The organism is Nitrosopumilus oxyclinae, from assembly GCF_013407165.1.
Taxonomy (GTDB): Archaea; Thermoproteota; Nitrososphaeria; order Nitrososphaerales; family Nitrosopumilaceae; genus Nitrosopumilus; species Nitrosopumilus oxyclinae.
In genome coordinates, this window is the sequence record NZ_CP026994.1 from 1,428,896 (window position 1) to 1,446,418 (window position 17,523).

Here is a 17,523-nt window from a genome sequence, read left to right on the forward strand (position 1 = left end):
TGATAGTCTATATTGGAAGGATCAAACTATATAGAATAGAATTTTCCGTTTAGATTATGGAAGATGGGGGAGAAACTAGGAAAATACAGTTTACCGGTAAATCATCATACATTGTTTCATTGCCAAAACAATGGATAATGGAATTGGGTCTCAAACAAGGAGACCAAATCAGAATGGTTCGAAAGGGTTCATCAACATTAGAGTTGTATCCACCAAAATTTGAATCCAGAATTCAGAAAAAAGAAGAAGCAGTAATAGAAATTGACGGAGGAGAAGAAGCAGCCTCTATTGTTAGAAAATTAATTTCGTTGTACTTTTTAGGATTCAAAACGATTAATGTAAAACCAAAAAATGGCATACTGAGTGCACATCAAAGAAACACAGTAAAAAAAGCTGTGAAGCGAATGTTAATGGGTTCTGAAATAATTGCCGATTCAACAAGTGGGATTACAGTCCAAGTTCTTGTTAATTTGTTAGAATTATCAGTAGATGGTGCCTTCAAGCGAATGATTCACCTAGCAAAATCAATGTCAAGTGATGCAATTTTGGCTGTAAAAGAAAATAATTTAGAATTAGCCCAAGAAGTTATCAATACAGATGATGAAGTAGATAGATTTGGATTTTATATTATCAGACAATTAAAGATCGCAATTCAAAATGAGCATATGTTAAAAGAAATGGGTTTTAGAAATGCTAGGAATTGCTTAGGGTATAGACTGGTTGTAAAAAATATAGAGAGAACAGGAGATCATGCTGCATTCATAGCAAAAGATCTGATTGAATTTAAAAAACCTGTAAAAAAAGAGATTTTGCAAAAATTACAGGATATGAATGAGTTTTGTTTATCTGTTTTAGACGATTCATGTCTTGCATTATTCAAAGAAGATTACTATCAAGCTGAAAAAACAATAACAAAAATTGAGGAAATTGCAAAATTTGAAAAGAAAGTAAGAGATGCTTCTAAATCATTAAAAGATGATGAGGAGATTTACAGGGTAAGAAGAATGACTGAAAATATTCGAAGAGTCGCTGAATATGCTAGCGATATAGCTGAAATAGTTTTGAATATGAATATTGAAAAAACGTTAAAAAAATCGGATTAATTTACTAAAAACATGTCCAATACAATTATCTTAGATTCAATTAATAAAATGAAATAGAATGAATTCTGCAATTTTAATCACATATGATCAAGAAGACTCAATAAATGAGGCAAAAGGATTGTGTGATGCAGCTGGTTATGAGGTAGTCCACGTAATAACACAAGATTATCTTCAGAAACCAAAGTATGGCATCAGTGGCGGAGTACTGGAACAATTGCAAGAAATTGCAGACAAGTTAAGACCAGACATCATAGTGTTTGATGAGATTTTAAAACCAAGCCAGAACTACAATCTTGCTACAGAATTACACAGAGAAGTGTTAGATAGAGAAGCATTGATTCTGGAGATTTTTGAAAGCAGAGCTTCAGGGGCAGAATCAAAATTACAAGTAAAATTGGCTCAGTTGAGATATGAAATGGCAAGAGCTAAAGAAAAAGTTAGACTTGCAAACATGGGTGAACAGCCTGGATTTATGGGAATAGGGAAATTCGAGGTTGACGTGTATTATAATGATATTAAACATAGAATGCAGACAATAAGATCAAAGCTCGAAAAAGCTGGAAAACAAAGAGAACTTCACAGACAGGGAAGAAAAAGAATGGGATTCAAGACAATATCACTTGCAGGTTATACTTCTGCAGGAAAAACTACATTGTTTAACAAAACTACAGGTGAAACAAAAACTCAAAGTAAAGAACTTTTCACAACTCTTACTACAACAACACGAAGAGTAATGATTGATCAAGAGCCATTTTTAATTGCAGATACAGTTGGTTTTATCAGCAAACTGCCAGCGTATATGATTGATGCATTCAAATCTACACTAGAAGAATTGATACATACGGATGTAATCATTCTGGTAATTGATATTAATGATTCAATATCTGAATTGAAAAAGAAATTTTCTAGTTGTATGAGAACTTTAAATGAATTAGGGGTAGAACAAAACAAGATAATTTATGCACTAAACAAGTCAGATTTATTAAAAAATGAAGAAATAGAAAGAAAAGTTGAATATCTCAATTTAACTGAAAATAAAAAATTGATTTCAGTATCTGCAAAAACTGGAAAAAACATATCACAATTAAAAAAATTGATCAAAGAAATTACAGAAAGTCAGAATTACCATAAACCAAAAAAGAATGCATGGGAAGGAGCGAATAAAACATTTGGTAATTGAAGTAGTTAGGATAGGACAACGTGTTGTAAGAGATGACAGAGTAACCACACATGTAGCACTTGTTTCAAGAGGATTTGGTGCTGAGCGAATTTACATGACAGAAGTAAATCCAGAGATCAAAGATACTATTGAAAAGATCAACAATACTTGGGGAGGTAATTTTCAGATTGAATTTATTGAAAAATGGAAAACGATTGTGAAAAAGAAAAAAGATGAAGGTTTCAAAATTGTTCATCTATCAATGTATGGTGAAAATATCAATGATGCTGAAGAAAAAATTGGAGATGAAGAAAATCTGCTGATAGTTGTAGGTGCTGAAAAAGTTCCAAGAGAGATTTATGAATTAGCAGACTATAATGTCGGAGTGGGTAGCCAACCACATTCAGAGATTAGTGCTTTAGCAATTCTTTTAGATCGTATACAAAAAGGTAAACAATTTGAGAAAGAGTTTCCTAATGCAAAAAGAAAGATCATTCCTACTAAAAAGGGCAAAAATGTACAAGTAAAAGAAACAAGGGATTAATAGTAGAAAATCAGAACTCATTAGAGTTGGTAGATAAATACGAAGATCCTTTTGTTAGAATCGCCTCAATGATTGGAGGAGATGAATATCTCAAAGTAGCAAGATCTCTTCTAAAAGCAGAAGATGCTACTGATGAAGAAATTGCTAGTTCTACAGGTCTTAGAATCAATATGGTAAGAAAAGTATTGTATGATCTATTTGGAAAGTCTCTCATTACTGGTATTAGAGTTAAAGATGAAAGAAAAGGATGGTTTGTCTACAGATGGAGAACTAGAAGAGAAGAAGTAGAGCATTTTATTGAAAATCAAAAAAAGAAAATCGATGAAAGATTACAACAGAGATTAGATTATGAGAATGCTTCAGATTTCTATCACTGTGGAAACGAAGATTGCCCTAGAGTGACATTTGAAAGTGCTCTTGATGGAATGTTCAAATGCCCATCATGTCAAAATGTTTTGAATCTAAAAAAGAATGATAAATCAAGAAAAGCATATCAAAAGAAAATTGACGAGATCAAACAAGATATGCAACAGACATTTTGATTAGATTAAAAATTTGAAAAGCAGGTTACTAGAATAAATAGGAGAAACCCTGTGAGAGATCCTTGAGTCAAATCACTACAGTAAATCCAACAACAGGTGAGGATATTACAAACTTTTCTGCAATGGATAAAAATCAAGTATTTGATTTAGTAGGAAAAGCAAAAAGAGCATATCCAGAATGGAAGAAAGATTATGAAAAACGGAGAAGTTACATTTACAATTTAGTTGAATATCTAAAGAAGAACAAAACAGAACTAGCAAAAGTAGCTACATCTGAAATGGGCAAGCCACTCAAAGAATCAATCGGAGAAGTTGAAAAATGTGCATGGGCTTTAGAATTTTATGCAGACCACGGAGATAGTTTTCTTGCTGATGAAGTACTAAACACAGATGCAAGAAAGAGTTTTCTGACTTTTGAACCACTAGGAGTAATAGGCTCAATTATGCCATGGAATTTTCCTTATTGGCAAGCATTAAGATTTGCAGCTCCTTGTCTAATGGCAGGAAATGTGATTGTAATGAAACCATCTAGAGTTACAATGCAATCAGGTATTGAAATTGAAAAAGCATTTACCGAATCTGGAATACCTGATGGAATTTTCCAAACAGTAGTTGGAAGCGTAGAATCTGCAAATCATCTAATTGATTCAGATGTTAATGCAGTTACATTTACTGGCAGTACCAATGCAGGTGCAAAAGTAGGTGAAAGAGCTGCAAAGAATTTGAAAAAATGTGTTTTAGAATTAGGAGGAAGTGATCCTTTCATAGTATTAGATGATGCAATTATTGAAAAAGCAGCAGAAGGTGCAGTCAAAGGTAGATTCATCAACTGTGGTCAAAGTTGTGTTGCATCAAAAAGATTTTTTGTTGGAAAAAATATTGCAGATGAATTTATTGAGTTATTTATTAAAAAAGCATCTCAGCTCAAAATAGGTGATCCAATGTCAATTGAAACAGACATTGGCCCATTGTCAAGTAAAAGCGGATTTGAAACAATTTCTGGAATAGTTGAAGATGCGAAAGAAAAGGGTGCAGAAATTCTTCTTGGAGGCTCTCAAATAGATGGAAAAGGATTCTTTTACAAACCAACCATCCTAAGAAATGTTAAATCAAATATGAGAATAGCACAGGAAGAAACTTTTGGTCCAGTGGCTCCAATTACAATTGTTGAAAATGAAAGTGAGGCCGTTAAATTAGCTAATGAAAGTGAATTTGGACTTGGTGCAAGTATATGGACACAAGATCTTGCTAAAGCAGACAAAATGTCTAGACGAATTGAATCAGGCATAGTAAGTGTCAATAATGTAGTAATTTCAGATCCACGTATTCCATTTGGAGGAATTAAGCATAGTGGATTTGGAAGAGAACTATCAAGATATGGAATGCTAGAATTTGTAAATTTAAAATCAGTCAGATTTTATGATAATTTAACACATCATCATTACGTAGAATAGATTATTTTTGAATTCTAAAATATCAATCGTCTGAATCAGAATCATCATCTAATTCTTCCTCCTCATCATCACATTCTTCCAATTCAACATGGGTTGGATTTCCATCATCTCCAAAAAAAATCTCAACACAGATATCAGTGGCTAAAGTGGATACTAAAATTTCGGCAAGTTCTTTAGGAAAATTTCCTAATCTACTAGGATCTGATGAAAATCTATAGGAGGTAATTTCATCTTCATGATAAAAATCAAATTCAATATCCCCATGCGCAAATTTCCTTACTGTTGTCACTTGACCAAATATACTATGAGCCAAATCTAACTACCTTGTTGAGAAACATCTTTTGTAAGATTTTCTGCTAATTGTTCATAATGTTCTCTAGTTTTTCCAATCTCATCAAGTTTTGAATTTTCAATTTCAGTTAATTCTTTGTCAACCTTTTCTGAAACATATTGTAATCTTGCCTCTGCCATCATGAATAATTTATTATTCTCTTTCCATAAATGCTCAGTGATATGTTCAACATATTGTTGCATATCACTTACTAATTTTGTTGAGTCACCTGAAGAAAGATATTCTTTAGCTGAAATTTCCATTTCTGCACCAATCTCTCGAGAACGTTGATGATCAATTAACATCATAGCAATTGGTCCCATGTTAGTAGGTAAACCAGCTTGCTCTAATGCTGGAAATAATGATTTTTCTTCTTTACTATGATGACAAACATCTGTAAAGTTTTTTGAAAAATCAATTACTGGTAATAATATTGATTCAGGGATCTGTTTACCATCATTTAGTAATTGAACGGTAGATTCCATTGCTTTGATGACTTTTTCTATTAACTCATGATCGCGTCTTAATGATGTAGTAGACATGATTAATTAAAATAAAATCCATTATCTATATCTTATTCATTTTAAAAAAATAATTAAAAGATAGAATTTAGTTAACGATGATTCGTTAACATTGGGATTTAACGATTAGAAAGGCTGTTTGATTTAACAAATGCCCAAATCTTTTTAGTCATTTCACTTGGTGCAATTGGTTTCTTACCAAAGACTTGTTCTACTGTTTCAGAACGTCCTGCAAAACTAATTGCATATCCACCAAATGCTGGTTTTTTAGATTTTGATTTGGATGCTTTCTTTTTTGGAGCTGCTTTTCTTTTTGGAGCTGCTTTTCTTTTTGGAGCTGCTTTTCTTTTTGGAGCTGCTTTTCTTTTTGGAGCTGCTTTTCTTTTTGTTGTAGTTTTCTTTTTTATTGCCAATTTCTTGTAATTTTATTTCAAAGAAAGTATAATAACTTACACTTTTCGATAATTCAAAACGAGATGGTTTTTGAGCCTCTTGACAGATTTGAGATGTAAATTTGGGGATTTAGAAATTTTATCAAATCCAATACCTTGAACAAAAGATATTGAATCATTTCCTCCAATTACAAATGGAGAAATGGTTATGATCAATTCATCAAAAATATTTTGTTTAATAAATTCCCAATTTACGGTTCCACCACCTTCAACTAGTATTTTTTTGATTTTTTTCTCTGAAAGTTTTTTCAACAAAGATTTGATATTAACTGATTTTTCTCCAGTAATTATTACTTGAACTGGGAAATTATTTAATTTTTGTAAATTAGATTTCGTAATTTTTTTAGATACAGCTATTATTGTTGGTACTTTAGCAGATGTTTGTAAAATTTTTGATTTATCAGAGATTTCACCTTTAGAATCTAAAATTATTCTAATAGGGTTTTTTCCTTTACTATAACGTACAGTTAACAAAGGATCATCACGCATTAGTGTATTTTTTCCAATAATTATTGCATCTACTTTTGCTCTTAGTTTATGTAATCTATGAAGATCTTTATCGGAAGAAAGTTTTGAATCACCTGTTCTAGTAGCAATTTTACCATCAACAGATATTGCAGCACTCAAAATAACATATGGCTTAAATTTTTCCATGTACTATTTTTCCTCCAATCATAACGGCTTTAATTGCAGATTCAGATGCTCTATGTACAATTGATGCATGTGGATCATGCATTGGTTCTAAATCTAATGCATGTTTATCTAAAAATATACAATCAGCAAATTTTCCAGATTCAATACTTCCAATATTTTTATTCAAAATTTTTCCACCGTTTACTGTTGCCATTTTAAGAATTTCTTTAGCATCAATTCTTTTTTTGTGTAACCCCATAGTTACTTTCCAAATAAAATCCATTTCTCTAAACATATCAGGGGAATTTATCATAACATTATCTGTGCCTAGTGCTAAGATACAGCCTGACTTTTGCATTAAATCAATATCAGGAATCCCCTCAGCAAGTGATGAATTAGCTCTAGGACAAATTACAATACCTCTTGTTTTTTTAGAGGCTATTTTAAGATCAGATTTTGAGGCAAATGTCATATGAACTAAAAAATCAGGTTTTAGAGTTAGAGCCCTAATTGTTTCTGATTTTCCAGTTATTTTTTTTGATTGAGAAATACTTTGTATAGTTTCAGCAGAATGAATTGCTCTAATTTTTGGTATTTTTGAATAATAATTCAATACAGAATTACTGTTTTCATTTGCACCACTGACACCAATACCATCACATTTTTTGAGTAATTCAGATAATTCAGAAGATTTTACGCTTGGAAATGATAAATTTTTTTTAATTTCTTTGGCATCTTGATAGAATTCTATTCGACCTAAGATAATTGAACGTAAAGGAACATCTTCTAATACTTTTTTTAATAAAATCACACCATCTAAACTGCCCTCTCTGAAATCAACAAATGTAGTAATTCCCTTTCGAAGCATTGAATGACATGTATTTTTCATAAAATTTCCTAGGATCTCATTTGATGTTTTTTTTAAAATTTTTGATTTTGCACCAAAAACAGGATGAATTTTTTCATTAACTGTATTGTTTAATGAAATATCTTTTCCTACAGAATCTCCAATATGAGTATGAGCATTAATGAACCCAGGTATCATCAAGAGTCCTTCACAATCTATAGTTTCTTCTTTTAAAATTGGTTTTATTTTTGAATTAATTTTTTTAAATTTATCATTTTGAATTCTAATATCGGTGTTTGAAACATAATCTAATTCTTGACCAATTAAAACACTAGTATTTTTAATTAACATGATAATTCATAAATTTCAGGTTTTTCTTTCCCTGAATCTCGAATTTCACGTATTGTATCAAGGGATTTTGTGGCTAATTTTACTGCCTCTCTACCAGTTTTTGCATTACCAATTCCACAATTTAATAAAATTTCATCTTCATTTTTTATAAGATTAATGAAATCTTGAACTGACTCTTTTCCTTCATTAGTTGATACAACCATAAAGTTATCACCACCCATAAAAAATGTAAGAGAATTTTTTTCTAAAAAGAATTTAGACATTTTTGAATATAATCCAAAGATTATTGATGAAATTTCATACGGAGAATTAGTTTTTCGTTTAGATGTAAGATCATCAACATCTAGATGCATTATTGAAACTTTTGTATCAGATTTTTCATAAATGAAACCAAAAATATTGTGTTCAGAATTTAAGATAATTTTGTTTTGTTTCCCCTCATATGCTTTGAGATTTGCTTCAAAAGGTGAATTACCATAACCGATAGAAATAGTCATTCCAACTTCAAATAATTTTTCAAGAGTTTTTTGAATTTGAATATGTTCTTCTAAATCTAATCCATTTGAAATTACAAAAAATTCATCTGCTCTATTTAGAAAAACTATGCAGTTTTTATCAGAAAATAATTTCTGTATCTCTTTGTAGATAGTTGCCTGAAGCATTTGGAGTTCATGCTCTCTATCACTACCAAGTGTTAATGTCCATGGACCATATTCTGTGATTTTTAGGATACTTAGTTGAATCATTTTTGAATCCTTTTTAGCTCACCAGAAATTTTTACAACTGCCTCTACTGCTCGTTCTGCAACTGGTCTAATTCTAGCATAAGCATGTCTTTCCTGCATTCCTGGACCTGAAATTCCTAAAGAAACAGGTTTTTGATATTTTAATGATAAATCTGTAAGTGCTTGAGCAGCTGCATGTGAAATGACTTCATCATGTTTTGTTTGTCCTTTAATGATAGCACCTAAAGTGACTACAGCATCAACATCTTTTTTCTGCAATAATGCATCAACTATGATAGGCATATCATAGGCTCCTGGAGCCATACAAGTGAAAGATATTTTTAATTTCATTAGTTCTGCTTTTTCTTTGGCAATAGAGAGCATCCTAGACGTCACTTCCTCATTGAATTCCGAAACTACTATTGCTATATTCAAAACTAATTCACCTTAGCGTATTCTAATAGCTCTTTTCCATCAATTAATGGAATTCCATTTTGTTTTGCAAATTTTTCTGCTTTATCCACAGATAATGCTGTATAAGTTTCAGCATCCATCATTTCGCATATTGCAGTTACTGGAGTTAAACCTGCAATTTGTGCTAAATAAACAGACATCTCTGTATGTCCTTGACGTGCAGCTAACAAACCTTTGGATGCTATCAATAAAGGAACATGTCCAGGAGTCTTAAAAGATGATGCAAATTTTTTCTGCTTGTTTTCAACATTATAGATTTTAGCCATTTCATTAATTGTCAATGCCCTATCTTTATCAGTAATTCCAGTGTATGTTTGGTAATGATTTACAGATAATGAAAAAGTTGGATGATCGCCATAAGGAGCTAATCCCATGATCATTTCTTTGTTTGAAATTGAAGAGTCAGCAAGAATTTCATGCATATATTGTAAATCAAGAGATGCTGCAAAATTATTTTCAATTGCAATACATAATAGTCCACCAGCATGTTGACGCATCCTTGCAACATGTTCAGGAGTTACAAATTCTGCAGCCACAACCATATCAATTTCATTTTCTCTCCCTGCAGAGTCAAACAATAGAACAAACTCTCCACGTTTCAAAGATTGTAATGCAGAATCAAGTGACATATGAAAAAACTTCTTAATCTAATTATAAAGTTTACTAAAAAATTGGTAATTACCACTAAAGTTGTAGATAATTGGCTTTACTTTAGGATATATTTTCCAAGAATATCAGTTTCAATATTAACTTTATCGCCTACCTTTTTTGTATGAAAATTTGTAATCTCAATTGTATGAGGTATTAATGAAACTGAAGCTAGTGAATTTTTTATATCAACAACAGTTAAACTAATTCCATCTAGAGCAATAGAACCTTTTTTCACTACAAATTTAGATAATTTTTTTGGAACTTCAAACCAAACTTGTACTTCCTTTGGTTTTTTTAGAATTTTTTTAATTATTGCAACGCCATCCACATGACCCAAAACAAAATGTCCCTCTAGTCTATCACCTGCTTTTAAGCTACGTTCAATATTTACAATTCCTCCAATCTTTAAATTTCCAAGATCAGTTTTTTTGGTAGTTTCTTCAATCATTTCAAAAATACAACTAGATTTAGAAAGTTTTGTTGCAGTAAGACAAACTCCATTTAGAGCAACACTTTGTCCAATTTTCAATCCCTTTGCATGTTTTCCTAAATTTACAGTCATTTGAATATCACTTCTATTTTTTGTATTTTTAGAAATTTTTTCTACTTTACCGATTCCTTCAATAATTCCAGTAAACATTAGAACATCTATGAATCATATGTATAAAATTCTTCACGTGATTACAAATAATTTGAATTACCTTTAAAATTATTCAGAATTTGATGTTTTAAATTCATCATTACAAAATTGATGAAATACAGAACATTTGTTTTTCTTAGCATCATATTTGATTTTTTCCATATCCTTATTGAGAACTCCTTGAGCTGCTAAAAATGCATCATCACTCAGTTTCAATTTCTCAAATAAGCGTGATTTAGCAAGTGGAAGTTCTTTCAATTTTGGATCAATCATTTGAGCTTTATCATAGTAATCTATAGCATCACGATAATTTCCTAAATGACTTAATGAAATTGCTTTATTCATCAAGGCTGTAATATCATTTGGATCTATGAGAAGTGATGTATCGTAGCATTCAAGAGCTTCTTTATGACGATTTAATTCATTTAGGGACAAACCCATGCTGTTTAGAGCCCATGTATCTTTAGAATTAGTTGAAAGGATTTGTTGGCATAATTCAATAACTTGTTCATATTGTTTCAAATTTTCAAGAGCAAAAATCTTATTTTTTAAGGCATAAGTATCAGAATTTTTTATCTCTAAAACTTTGTTGCAGTAATCAATACACTCTTCATATTTTTTTAGGTAAATCAAAGCTAATGAGATATTTTGTAAAGCAAGCATATCATTTGGAGTTTTTTCTAGTAATTCCTTACAATATGTGTACAACTCTTCATATTTTTCAGCATCAAACATCCTAGTTATGACACTTGAAGGATCAAGAAGATCTACCATTCTCTATTAATAGAATTTCATTATCTTTAATCTATTCTAATTAAATAGAAATTCAAAAAAGTTGAATTATTTTAAAACTTTACGAAGTGTTTCATTCAAAACTTTAGAATAACTATACGAGGATTGTTCTTGTTGAATCAATTTTGCTTGACGCATTCTAAGTTTTTTGTCAAGATCCTCATCAATCATTATTGTAACTCGTTTACTCATTTATATCAAAAATATTGTATGAAGTTTCTAATATAACATTATATGAAAAGTTCCAAAAATGGGAATCTTTAATTTTTGATTATTGAAATAACTTGATCCATCTTGAATGGTTTTTGGATAAGAGGGATGTTTAATTTTTCCAATTTCTCTTCAGTTGTATAACTTCCATCTGCAGTTACGGCAATTATTCGTGCTCTAGGATTAATTTCTTGAATTTTTTTAATTGCATAAAATCCGCTTCCATTTGGCATATTAAGATCAATTAAGACAACATCTGGATTAGTTTCTTTGAAAAGTTTTACAGCTGTAACACCATCAAATCCATTTCCAATAACATTGATGTCATTCTCTTCTAGAAATTCGCTAAACAGTCTAACAGTATCCTCATCATCATCAATAACTATAACCGATTTTGACATGTCTAGTCATACTAGAAAGAGCAGTGCTTTAATATTTTCCATCATTTACAAGTATAGTATGGGCGGTATTGATAGATTGATAGCATCTTCGCTATCATCTGAAATTAAAAAAAATCTAGATTTAGAAATTCTAAAGGATACAGAGAGGGAATTATTTTTAGAACATGGTATGTCAATAAAATTATCAATAGAACATTTTCAGAAATTTACCAGTGTACTTCGAAAAAAGTCCACAATGGATGTTAAGAAATTTGAAAATGACTGTATAGATAAAATTCTCAAAGTAAAAAAAAGAGATGATAAATTTTTAGTAACTATCGTTAATTCAGATTTGAGAGATTTAATTTTAGAATTATTTGGAGATATTGAAACTAGAAAAATTATCTCTACACTATTAGAAAATGAATATACAATTCCGAAAATTCTTAAAGAATCCAAAGTTCCTAAAACATCAGGATATAGAAAAATAGAAAATTTGATTTTACATGGATTTATCATAGAGTCAGGTAAAGTTCTTAGTGAAAGTAAAAAAATATCTAAACTACAATGTGTATTTCAAGAAATAAAATTAGATATTAAAAAAGACAAAATGGAAATTGTTGGAATTGTAAATAAAAAGTTGTTTGAGAAAAGTACCAGTATGAAATCAATTATTGAATTACTTGGATAACATTAATTATTGAAAATTATCATTTTACAAGTTCAAGAAGTGCCTTTGCTTGCTTGAAATGAACCTCATCTATCATTTTTCCATCTACAGTGGTTGCCCCTTTGCCTTTTTTGGTAGATTCAAGATAAATTTCACATACTTTCCGAGCCCATGATATTTCGCTTTTGTTCGGATGAAATAATTTGTGAACCACTGGTATTTGATCTGGATGAATAATGCTTTTTCCTGTATATCCTAGATTTTTTCCTAATTTACAATCCTTTTCTAATCCTTTAGAATCTTTAAGATCTTGCCAGATGGCATCAATTACTGCAACACCTGCAGCATGAGCATCTACAGGAATTTTTCTTCTAGAATATTTTTCCCCTTCAGAATCTTTTGTGTACTCTACTCCTAAATCATTTAGTAAATCAAACACACCAAAAACTACAGCAGAAACTCGTTTTCCAAAAGATGCAATATCAAAAGTATTCACAACTCCTTCTGCAGATTCAATTGAAGGGATAATTTGAATAGGCTTTAGATTTTTGGTTTTTTCTAAATTTGATAATAATTTTTCAATTTTTTTCATCTCTTTTACATTATTTACTTTAGGTATTACAATTCCATCAATTCCTTTTTGAACAATTTCTTTAAGATCAGATGGAATTTTGCCTGAACTTGGAGAATTTGTTCTAACAAAAATTGAAGATTTGTATAATTTTCGTGCCTTTAATGCAGATTTGATTAATTTTCGTGCGTTTGTTTTTTCATTATCTGGAACAGAGTCTTCTAAATCAAAACAAACAATGTCAGCTTGGAGTGTTTTTGCTTTTTCTAAGAATCTGGAATTATTTCCAGGTACAAAAATAAGACTTCGAAAAAGCTGAGTCATTAAATGACTAAACGCCCTCTGGCTTCATTAAGATTTTTCCGAACATTCCTTTTCCGGTTAACATCTTTGTGTGAGCCTCAGCTGCTTGCTCAAAGGTATAAGTTGAGTCAATTGCTGCTTTAATTTTTCCTTGACCCATCCAGTAAAGGGCTTGATCAAGTTCGGCTTTGGTTCCTTGTGTTGAACCTAAGATGTTTGTTCCTTTGAAGAATACATGTCTAAGATCAGTCTTTGCGTTGTAACCAGTGGTTGCACCACATGAAACTAGGGTTGCACCGTACTTCAGTAATTGTAGTTGCTGATTCCAGTGTGTTTCACCAATGTGATCAAATGATAAATCAATTCCTGGTGCTTCACCTTTTGTCTTTGCAATTTCTTTTGAAATCTTGTAGACTTCTTTGCTCCAATCTTCTTTTCTGTGATCTACTGCATAATCTGCGCCAAGTTCTAAACATTTGTCTAGTTTGTCAGGACTTGCAGTTGCAATTACATCACAATTGTATAGTTTTGCTATTTGAATTCCAAAGCTTCCAACTCCAGAACCACCACCCATTATCAAGACGGTTTGTCCAGGTGTAATCTTGGCTCTGCCAACTAGCATGTGCCATGAAGTTAGAATAGTCATTGATGCAGCAGCTGCGTCATCATATGATAGTCCTTCAGGAATTTTTGAAACATTTACTTCAGGAAGATGAGTTACTTCTTGGAATGCTCCCCAAGTAGGACCAGTTTGGAATCCCCAAATGGTTCTCTTAATACAGTCAAATTCTCTACCGTCAGTACAAGCTTTACAAACTCTACATGACATGTTTGAGTGAGAAACTACTCTATCTCCAACTTTGATATTTTTAACATCCTCACCAACTGCGATAACATCACCTGCGGCATCAGATCCTGATACGTGTGGTAATGGAACTGCAACTGGAACTCCACGCATTCCCCAAATATCATTATAATTCAAAGCAGCAGCTTTTACTGAAAATACTACTTCGTCTGATTTTGGTTTTGGGTCATCTATATCCTGGACTTTGAGGATTTTAGCATAATTATCATCTGGTGCATATTCATTGTATACAACGGCTTTCATGAATGAATGAAAATTCTTTCTAAATTTAAATTTTTTCTGTATTAAACACGATTTATCTTAAAATCACGTTTTGGTTGCTGTGTAGATAGCAAAATCTGCTTTAATTGTTCATCAGAGATTTGGCCTGGGATTTTTCCTTGAGAAGCCATACCAACAAGATATTGTTCAACCATCTCAGAGAGATCGGGTTTTACCATTTTGATATTATTTAGTCTCATTCTAGCTTCAGGAGATAAGACTTGTTTTAGAATTTGCTCTTTTTGTGCAGCTAATTCATGATTTGTGTTATCAACAGGAGGTTCGTTAGATTCTGGAAAACTCATTTTGAATCTAAGAGTATATCTTCAATTGCGGGGTTTCAACAATTAGTTCTTTGAGAATTTCAGTAGATAATCTATCAAGCTTTTGCATTCCTTGTTTAGAAATTATTCTTCCTTTCTTCTCAACTTTTTCTACATATCCAAGTTTTTCTAATCCTTGAATTGCATTACGGATAATTGCGCCACCAGCATCTTTGTGATGTGCTGCGCCATAACCAGATGGTTTACCGCCGCCATAATCATTTCTTAAAGCATTAATTCCGATTGGTCCATTTAGGTAAATTTTTCTCATAATTGAAGCACATCTTGTATGCCACCATTCTCTATTTTGAGGAGGTTTATCTGCATGAGCTCCAGTTTTGACAAATGGTATCCAAGAAGGTGCAGGAATATCTTCACTCTTTAGTGCTGTAGATAGTCTTTCTATCAACAAATCTGCTGGTACATCGTATACCTTTGCCATAAAGTCAAAAACTCGATAATCGTCTTATAAATCATTGAGATATAATTTTGCGATAAGTATGCCCACACAAGTTACAAGAAATTCTGATCGACTTTACAGATGCTCTACCTAATCGAAATCTAGAATTTACCCCAGGCGCAATAAAGGATTTGCATTTTTTACAAAATACCATTCTAAGATAGTATGGCATTCTGATTTTATGCCGAGTGCTAATTCTTCGGGCAAGAGAAGCTTGTCGCTGAGAAAGTTTAGGATTTTGTTTTGCATTAGTAATTGCATTTTCAATAAGAATTTGCATTCTCTCCATTGCAATTTTTTTTGCTCCAGGCTTCACAATATTATCTAATAATGCACCTAAAAATTGGTTCTCATAAGTATTGAAAAATGCAGTCAGCGGGATTCGAACCCGCGTCACAGGGTTGGAAACCCCGAATACTAACCAGGCTATACTATGACTGCAATAAAATGCAAATTTAATTTCCTACATAAAAATGGTTTTTTCGTACTCATAGAGCATTCTAGCAACTACTACATGTCCTTCAAAAGATTCATCCCCAACAGAATATAGATCTGTTATTTTATTTTCAATTAAATCAGAGAAATGTCCTTTTTGAAATCCTCCAATTACAATACAAGCATCATCTGGAATGTCTTTTGCAATTTTTTCATATGTACTGGTCTTACCAGTTGTAGAAAAACCAAGTACTTTTGAAGGATTAATCTCATCAAGTAATTGAGGAAAAGTTTTTTCTTCAATTTCTAACAAAACATCATCTTTTGTTGTAATTTCTTTTTCTTGATACAATTTTTCTATGACTCCTGCAAATCTATGATATGATTTTGGAATGTGTACATTGTTTCCAAAAGAAATTACTTTATCATCTAGAGTGTGAACATAGAATTTCATTTTATTTTGAAGATATAGTGGGATAGTTGTAGCTTCAAGTATAGAAAAATGTACAAGATCAGGTCTGCCTCTCTTCATTTCATTTTGAATTCCTTTCATAGCTGCAAAATGCCATGAATTATCTAGTAAAATTTCTGATGGATGTTTATCAAGTTTTCTTGCATGGGAAACAACTGATGGATGATGTTTTAATTCAGATGGAACAAGTTCTAAGGATGATTCAGCTAAAACAAAAGAGAACATTCTAGTTTATCATTTTAATTTGCTTCTTAAATTCATTCCAACTTGGTTTTGGATCCCCATCGTTACTAATCATACCTGCACTACAAATGTAATGACTTAATCTTTCAACCACGTGTTCACTAGTTCCAAAACCAGAGCCTTCAACAGTTAGAGTATCCTCTCCTATTGTTGGAGCTTCAACATTACAGGTTCCTTCTGGTCTATCATATTGCCTATACCAAGTGAAAAATTCTATTTCAGATTCATTTTCAGTGTAAAATTCAAAGGATTTTTCTAGAAATTCTGTTTGTCCAATTTCACTTCCTAGAACAAAATCAGATGTACTCCAACTAATCTCAAAAATTCCCACTTTTTTATCCCCTGCCAAATCAAATACCTGCTGAAGTTCTTCTTTTGCCTGATCTGGGGTTTTTGCAATTTCATTTAGAGTATCAACTGGAGAATATGAAAAAGCAACAAAATCACCAATAGCTAATTCAGTCACTATGTATCGTAAATTTTTGTTTAATACTTGATCTAATGCAAATGCATTGCCTATTTTTACATCAGGATGCTTTTCTTTAATTTTTTCATAGACTCCATTGAATAGTTCTTTATAGACAGGAATATTTTGCTCAGAAAATCTAAATTGAGATTCTGTTTGTCCAGCAAGTATTACAGTATCCACAATATCGTATCTAGATAATATTTCATCAAGAACACTAACAACTCTATCTTCACCTATAGAATTCAAAGATGGTTTTCCAATCCAATTTGGGAATGGTCCAAGTGTTTCGCCATTAATTATTGAAAAGTATAGAGTAACTTTGAGATTATTATTTTTGTTAAAGCTCATTAATGCATCAGATTGCCCCCAATCATATTCTCCACGTACTGGTTCAACTAGATTCCAAAAAAGATACACATTACTTCTTCCAATTCCAGAATCAGCAGCTTCTGAATAAACATCATTTAGTTCATGTAATGTTGTTGATTGATTTGGGGAATTAATTACCAGACCAATTTTTTCATTTGTTTGTTGAGGGAAAAGAATATCAGTATTTGAAGCACTCAACCCCACTGCCATTACAGCAATAACAAGGCCTATACCTACAATTATGCCCAGAGGTTTTTTATCCATATAGATTCAA

25 protein-coding genes and 1 tRNA gene are annotated in these 17,523 nt (G+C 31.6%); 6 read left to right on the top strand and 20 right to left on the bottom strand.

Features of this window, described 5'->3' with window-relative positions:
- The first annotated feature begins 56 nt into the window (after nucleotides 1-56).
- The 5 genes from C5F49_RS08605 (at nucleotide 57) to C5F49_RS08625 (ending at nucleotide 4,802) form a co-directional block, all read left to right on the top strand.
- Nucleotides 57-1,103 carry a phosphate uptake regulator PhoU gene (locus C5F49_RS08605; RefSeq protein WP_179362565.1) on the top strand — a complete coding sequence of 349 codons (1,047 nt, stop codon included), beginning with the start codon at nucleotides 57-59 and terminating at the stop codon, nucleotides 1,101-1,103.
- Between the two features lie 58 nt (nucleotides 1,104-1,161).
- Nucleotides 1,162-2,283 (top strand): GTPase HflX, encoded by a 1,122-nt coding sequence (gene hflX / locus C5F49_RS08610; protein ID WP_179362566.1) that lies wholly within the window; start codon nucleotides 1,162-1,164, stop codon nucleotides 2,281-2,283.
- Entirely contained in the window at nucleotides 2,273-2,806 is a 534-nt protein-coding gene (locus C5F49_RS08615) for a tRNA (cytidine(56)-2'-O)-methyltransferase (protein ID WP_179362567.1), read from the top strand. The genes hflX and C5F49_RS08615 overlap by 11 nt, the downstream gene beginning before the upstream one ends.
- Before the next feature lie 26 nt (nucleotides 2,807-2,832).
- Nucleotides 2,833-3,348 (top strand): transcription factor, encoded by a 516-nt coding sequence (locus tag C5F49_RS08620; protein ID WP_179362568.1) that lies wholly within the window; start codon nucleotides 2,833-2,835, stop codon nucleotides 3,346-3,348.
- Between the two features lie 62 nt (nucleotides 3,349-3,410).
- Entirely contained in the window at nucleotides 3,411-4,802 is a 1,392-nt protein-coding gene (locus C5F49_RS08625; protein ID WP_179362569.1) for an NAD-dependent succinate-semialdehyde dehydrogenase, read from the top strand.
- 22 nt (nucleotides 4,803-4,824) lie between these two features.
- Here C5F49_RS08625 and C5F49_RS08630 read toward each other — a convergent pair whose 3' ends face one another.
- The 12 genes from C5F49_RS08630 to C5F49_RS08685 all read right to left on the bottom strand — a co-directional run bounded on the left by C5F49_RS08630 (nucleotide 4,825) and on the right by C5F49_RS08685 (nucleotide 11,829).
- Complete coding sequence (locus C5F49_RS08630; protein ID WP_179362570.1) at nucleotides 4,825-5,115, bottom strand: hypothetical protein; 291 nt, start codon at nucleotides 5,113-5,115, stop codon at nucleotides 4,825-4,827.
- 2 nt (nucleotides 5,116-5,117) lie between these two features.
- Nucleotides 5,118-5,675, bottom strand: a complete 558-nt coding sequence (locus tag C5F49_RS08635; RefSeq protein ID WP_179362571.1) for a hemerythrin domain-containing protein — start codon at nucleotides 5,673-5,675, stop codon at nucleotides 5,118-5,120.
- Between the two features lie 98 nt (nucleotides 5,676-5,773).
- Complete coding sequence (locus C5F49_RS08640) at nucleotides 5,774-6,067, bottom strand: SWIB-MDM2 domain-containing protein (protein ID WP_179362572.1); 294 nt, start codon at nucleotides 6,065-6,067, stop codon at nucleotides 5,774-5,776.
- Between the two features lie 36 nt (nucleotides 6,068-6,103).
- Entirely contained in the window at nucleotides 6,104-6,760 is a 657-nt protein-coding gene (locus C5F49_RS08645) for a 2,5-diamino-6-(ribosylamino)-4(3H)-pyrimidinone 5'-phosphate reductase (protein WP_179362573.1), read from the bottom strand.
- On the bottom strand, nucleotides 6,747-7,937 hold the full coding sequence (locus C5F49_RS08650) for an amidohydrolase family protein (protein WP_179362574.1): 1,191 nt from the start codon (nucleotides 7,935-7,937) through the stop codon (nucleotides 6,747-6,749). The genes C5F49_RS08645 and C5F49_RS08650 overlap by 14 nt, the downstream gene beginning before the upstream one ends.
- Entirely contained in the window at nucleotides 7,931-8,683 is a 753-nt protein-coding gene (locus C5F49_RS08655; RefSeq protein ID WP_179362575.1) for a GTP cyclohydrolase IIa, read from the bottom strand. The genes C5F49_RS08650 and C5F49_RS08655 overlap by 7 nt, the downstream gene beginning before the upstream one ends.
- Nucleotides 8,680-9,096, bottom strand: coding sequence for a 6,7-dimethyl-8-ribityllumazine synthase (gene ribH / locus C5F49_RS08660; protein WP_179362576.1), 417 nt, complete (start codon nucleotides 9,094-9,096; stop codon nucleotides 8,680-8,682). The genes C5F49_RS08655 and ribH overlap by 4 nt, the downstream gene beginning before the upstream one ends.
- A 2-nt stretch (nucleotides 9,097-9,098) precedes the next feature.
- Complete coding sequence (ribB, locus tag C5F49_RS08665) at nucleotides 9,099-9,764, bottom strand: 3,4-dihydroxy-2-butanone-4-phosphate synthase (RefSeq protein ID WP_179362577.1); 666 nt, start codon at nucleotides 9,762-9,764, stop codon at nucleotides 9,099-9,101.
- 77 nt (nucleotides 9,765-9,841) lie between these two features.
- Nucleotides 9,842-10,426 (bottom strand): riboflavin synthase, encoded by a 585-nt coding sequence (locus C5F49_RS08670; RefSeq protein ID WP_179362578.1) that lies wholly within the window; start codon nucleotides 10,424-10,426, stop codon nucleotides 9,842-9,844.
- Nucleotides 10,427-10,495: 69 nt separating this feature from the next.
- Entirely contained in the window at nucleotides 10,496-11,200 is a 705-nt protein-coding gene (locus C5F49_RS08675; RefSeq protein ID WP_179362579.1) for a tetratricopeptide repeat protein, read from the bottom strand.
- Nucleotides 11,201-11,266: 66 nt separating this feature from the next.
- On the bottom strand, nucleotides 11,267-11,410 hold the full coding sequence (locus C5F49_RS08680) for a hypothetical protein (RefSeq protein WP_179362580.1): 144 nt from the start codon (nucleotides 11,408-11,410) through the stop codon (nucleotides 11,267-11,269).
- 68 nt (nucleotides 11,411-11,478) lie between these two features.
- On the bottom strand, nucleotides 11,479-11,829 hold the full coding sequence (locus tag C5F49_RS08685) for a response regulator (protein ID WP_179362581.1): 351 nt from the start codon (nucleotides 11,827-11,829) through the stop codon (nucleotides 11,479-11,481).
- A 58-nt stretch (nucleotides 11,830-11,887) separates the two neighbouring features.
- On the opposite strand from C5F49_RS08685, the gene C5F49_RS08690 reads away from it, so the two are divergent.
- Nucleotides 11,888-12,499: a transcriptional regulator gene (locus C5F49_RS08690; RefSeq protein ID WP_179362582.1), complete on the top strand. Its 612-nt coding sequence runs from the start codon at nucleotides 11,888-11,890 to the stop codon at nucleotides 12,497-12,499.
- Nucleotides 12,500-12,518: 19 nt separating this feature from the next.
- On the opposite strand, the gene C5F49_RS08695 is transcribed toward C5F49_RS08690, so the two are convergent.
- The 8 genes from C5F49_RS08695 to C5F49_RS08730 all read right to left on the bottom strand — a co-directional run bounded on the left by C5F49_RS08695 (nucleotide 12,519) and on the right by C5F49_RS08730 (nucleotide 17,513).
- Nucleotides 12,519-13,373, bottom strand: a complete 855-nt coding sequence (locus C5F49_RS08695; RefSeq protein WP_179362583.1) for an HpcH/HpaI aldolase/citrate lyase family protein — start codon at nucleotides 13,371-13,373, stop codon at nucleotides 12,519-12,521.
- A gap of 7 nt (nucleotides 13,374-13,380) precedes the next feature.
- A complete protein-coding gene (locus tag C5F49_RS08700; protein ID WP_179362584.1) occupies nucleotides 13,381-14,460 on the bottom strand; it encodes a zinc-binding dehydrogenase in 1,080 nt (359 codons plus the stop codon).
- Between the two features lie 41 nt (nucleotides 14,461-14,501).
- Nucleotides 14,502-14,783 carry a DNA-binding protein gene (locus C5F49_RS08705; RefSeq protein ID WP_179362585.1) on the bottom strand — a complete coding sequence of 94 codons (282 nt, stop codon included), beginning with the start codon at nucleotides 14,781-14,783 and terminating at the stop codon, nucleotides 14,502-14,504.
- Between the two features lie 7 nt (nucleotides 14,784-14,790).
- A complete protein-coding gene (locus C5F49_RS08710) occupies nucleotides 14,791-15,243 on the bottom strand; it encodes a 30S ribosomal protein S19e (RefSeq protein WP_179362586.1) in 453 nt (150 codons plus the stop codon).
- A gap of 31 nt (nucleotides 15,244-15,274) precedes the next feature.
- Nucleotides 15,275-15,541, bottom strand: coding sequence for a ribonuclease P protein component 4 (locus tag C5F49_RS08715; RefSeq protein WP_343045190.1), 267 nt, complete (start codon nucleotides 15,539-15,541; stop codon nucleotides 15,275-15,277).
- An 87-nt stretch (nucleotides 15,542-15,628) separates the two neighbouring features.
- Nucleotides 15,629-15,702, bottom strand: a tRNA-Gly gene (locus tag C5F49_RS08720).
- Nucleotides 15,703-15,724: 22 nt separating this feature from the next.
- Complete coding sequence (locus C5F49_RS08725; protein ID WP_179362587.1) at nucleotides 15,725-16,393, bottom strand: ribosome biogenesis protein; 669 nt, start codon at nucleotides 16,391-16,393, stop codon at nucleotides 15,725-15,727.
- A 1-nt stretch (nucleotide 16,394) separates the two neighbouring features.
- Nucleotides 16,395-17,513: a hypothetical protein gene (locus tag C5F49_RS08730; RefSeq protein WP_179362588.1), complete on the bottom strand. Its 1,119-nt coding sequence runs from the start codon at nucleotides 17,511-17,513 to the stop codon at nucleotides 16,395-16,397.
- Nucleotides 17,514-17,523 lie beyond the last annotated feature (10 nt).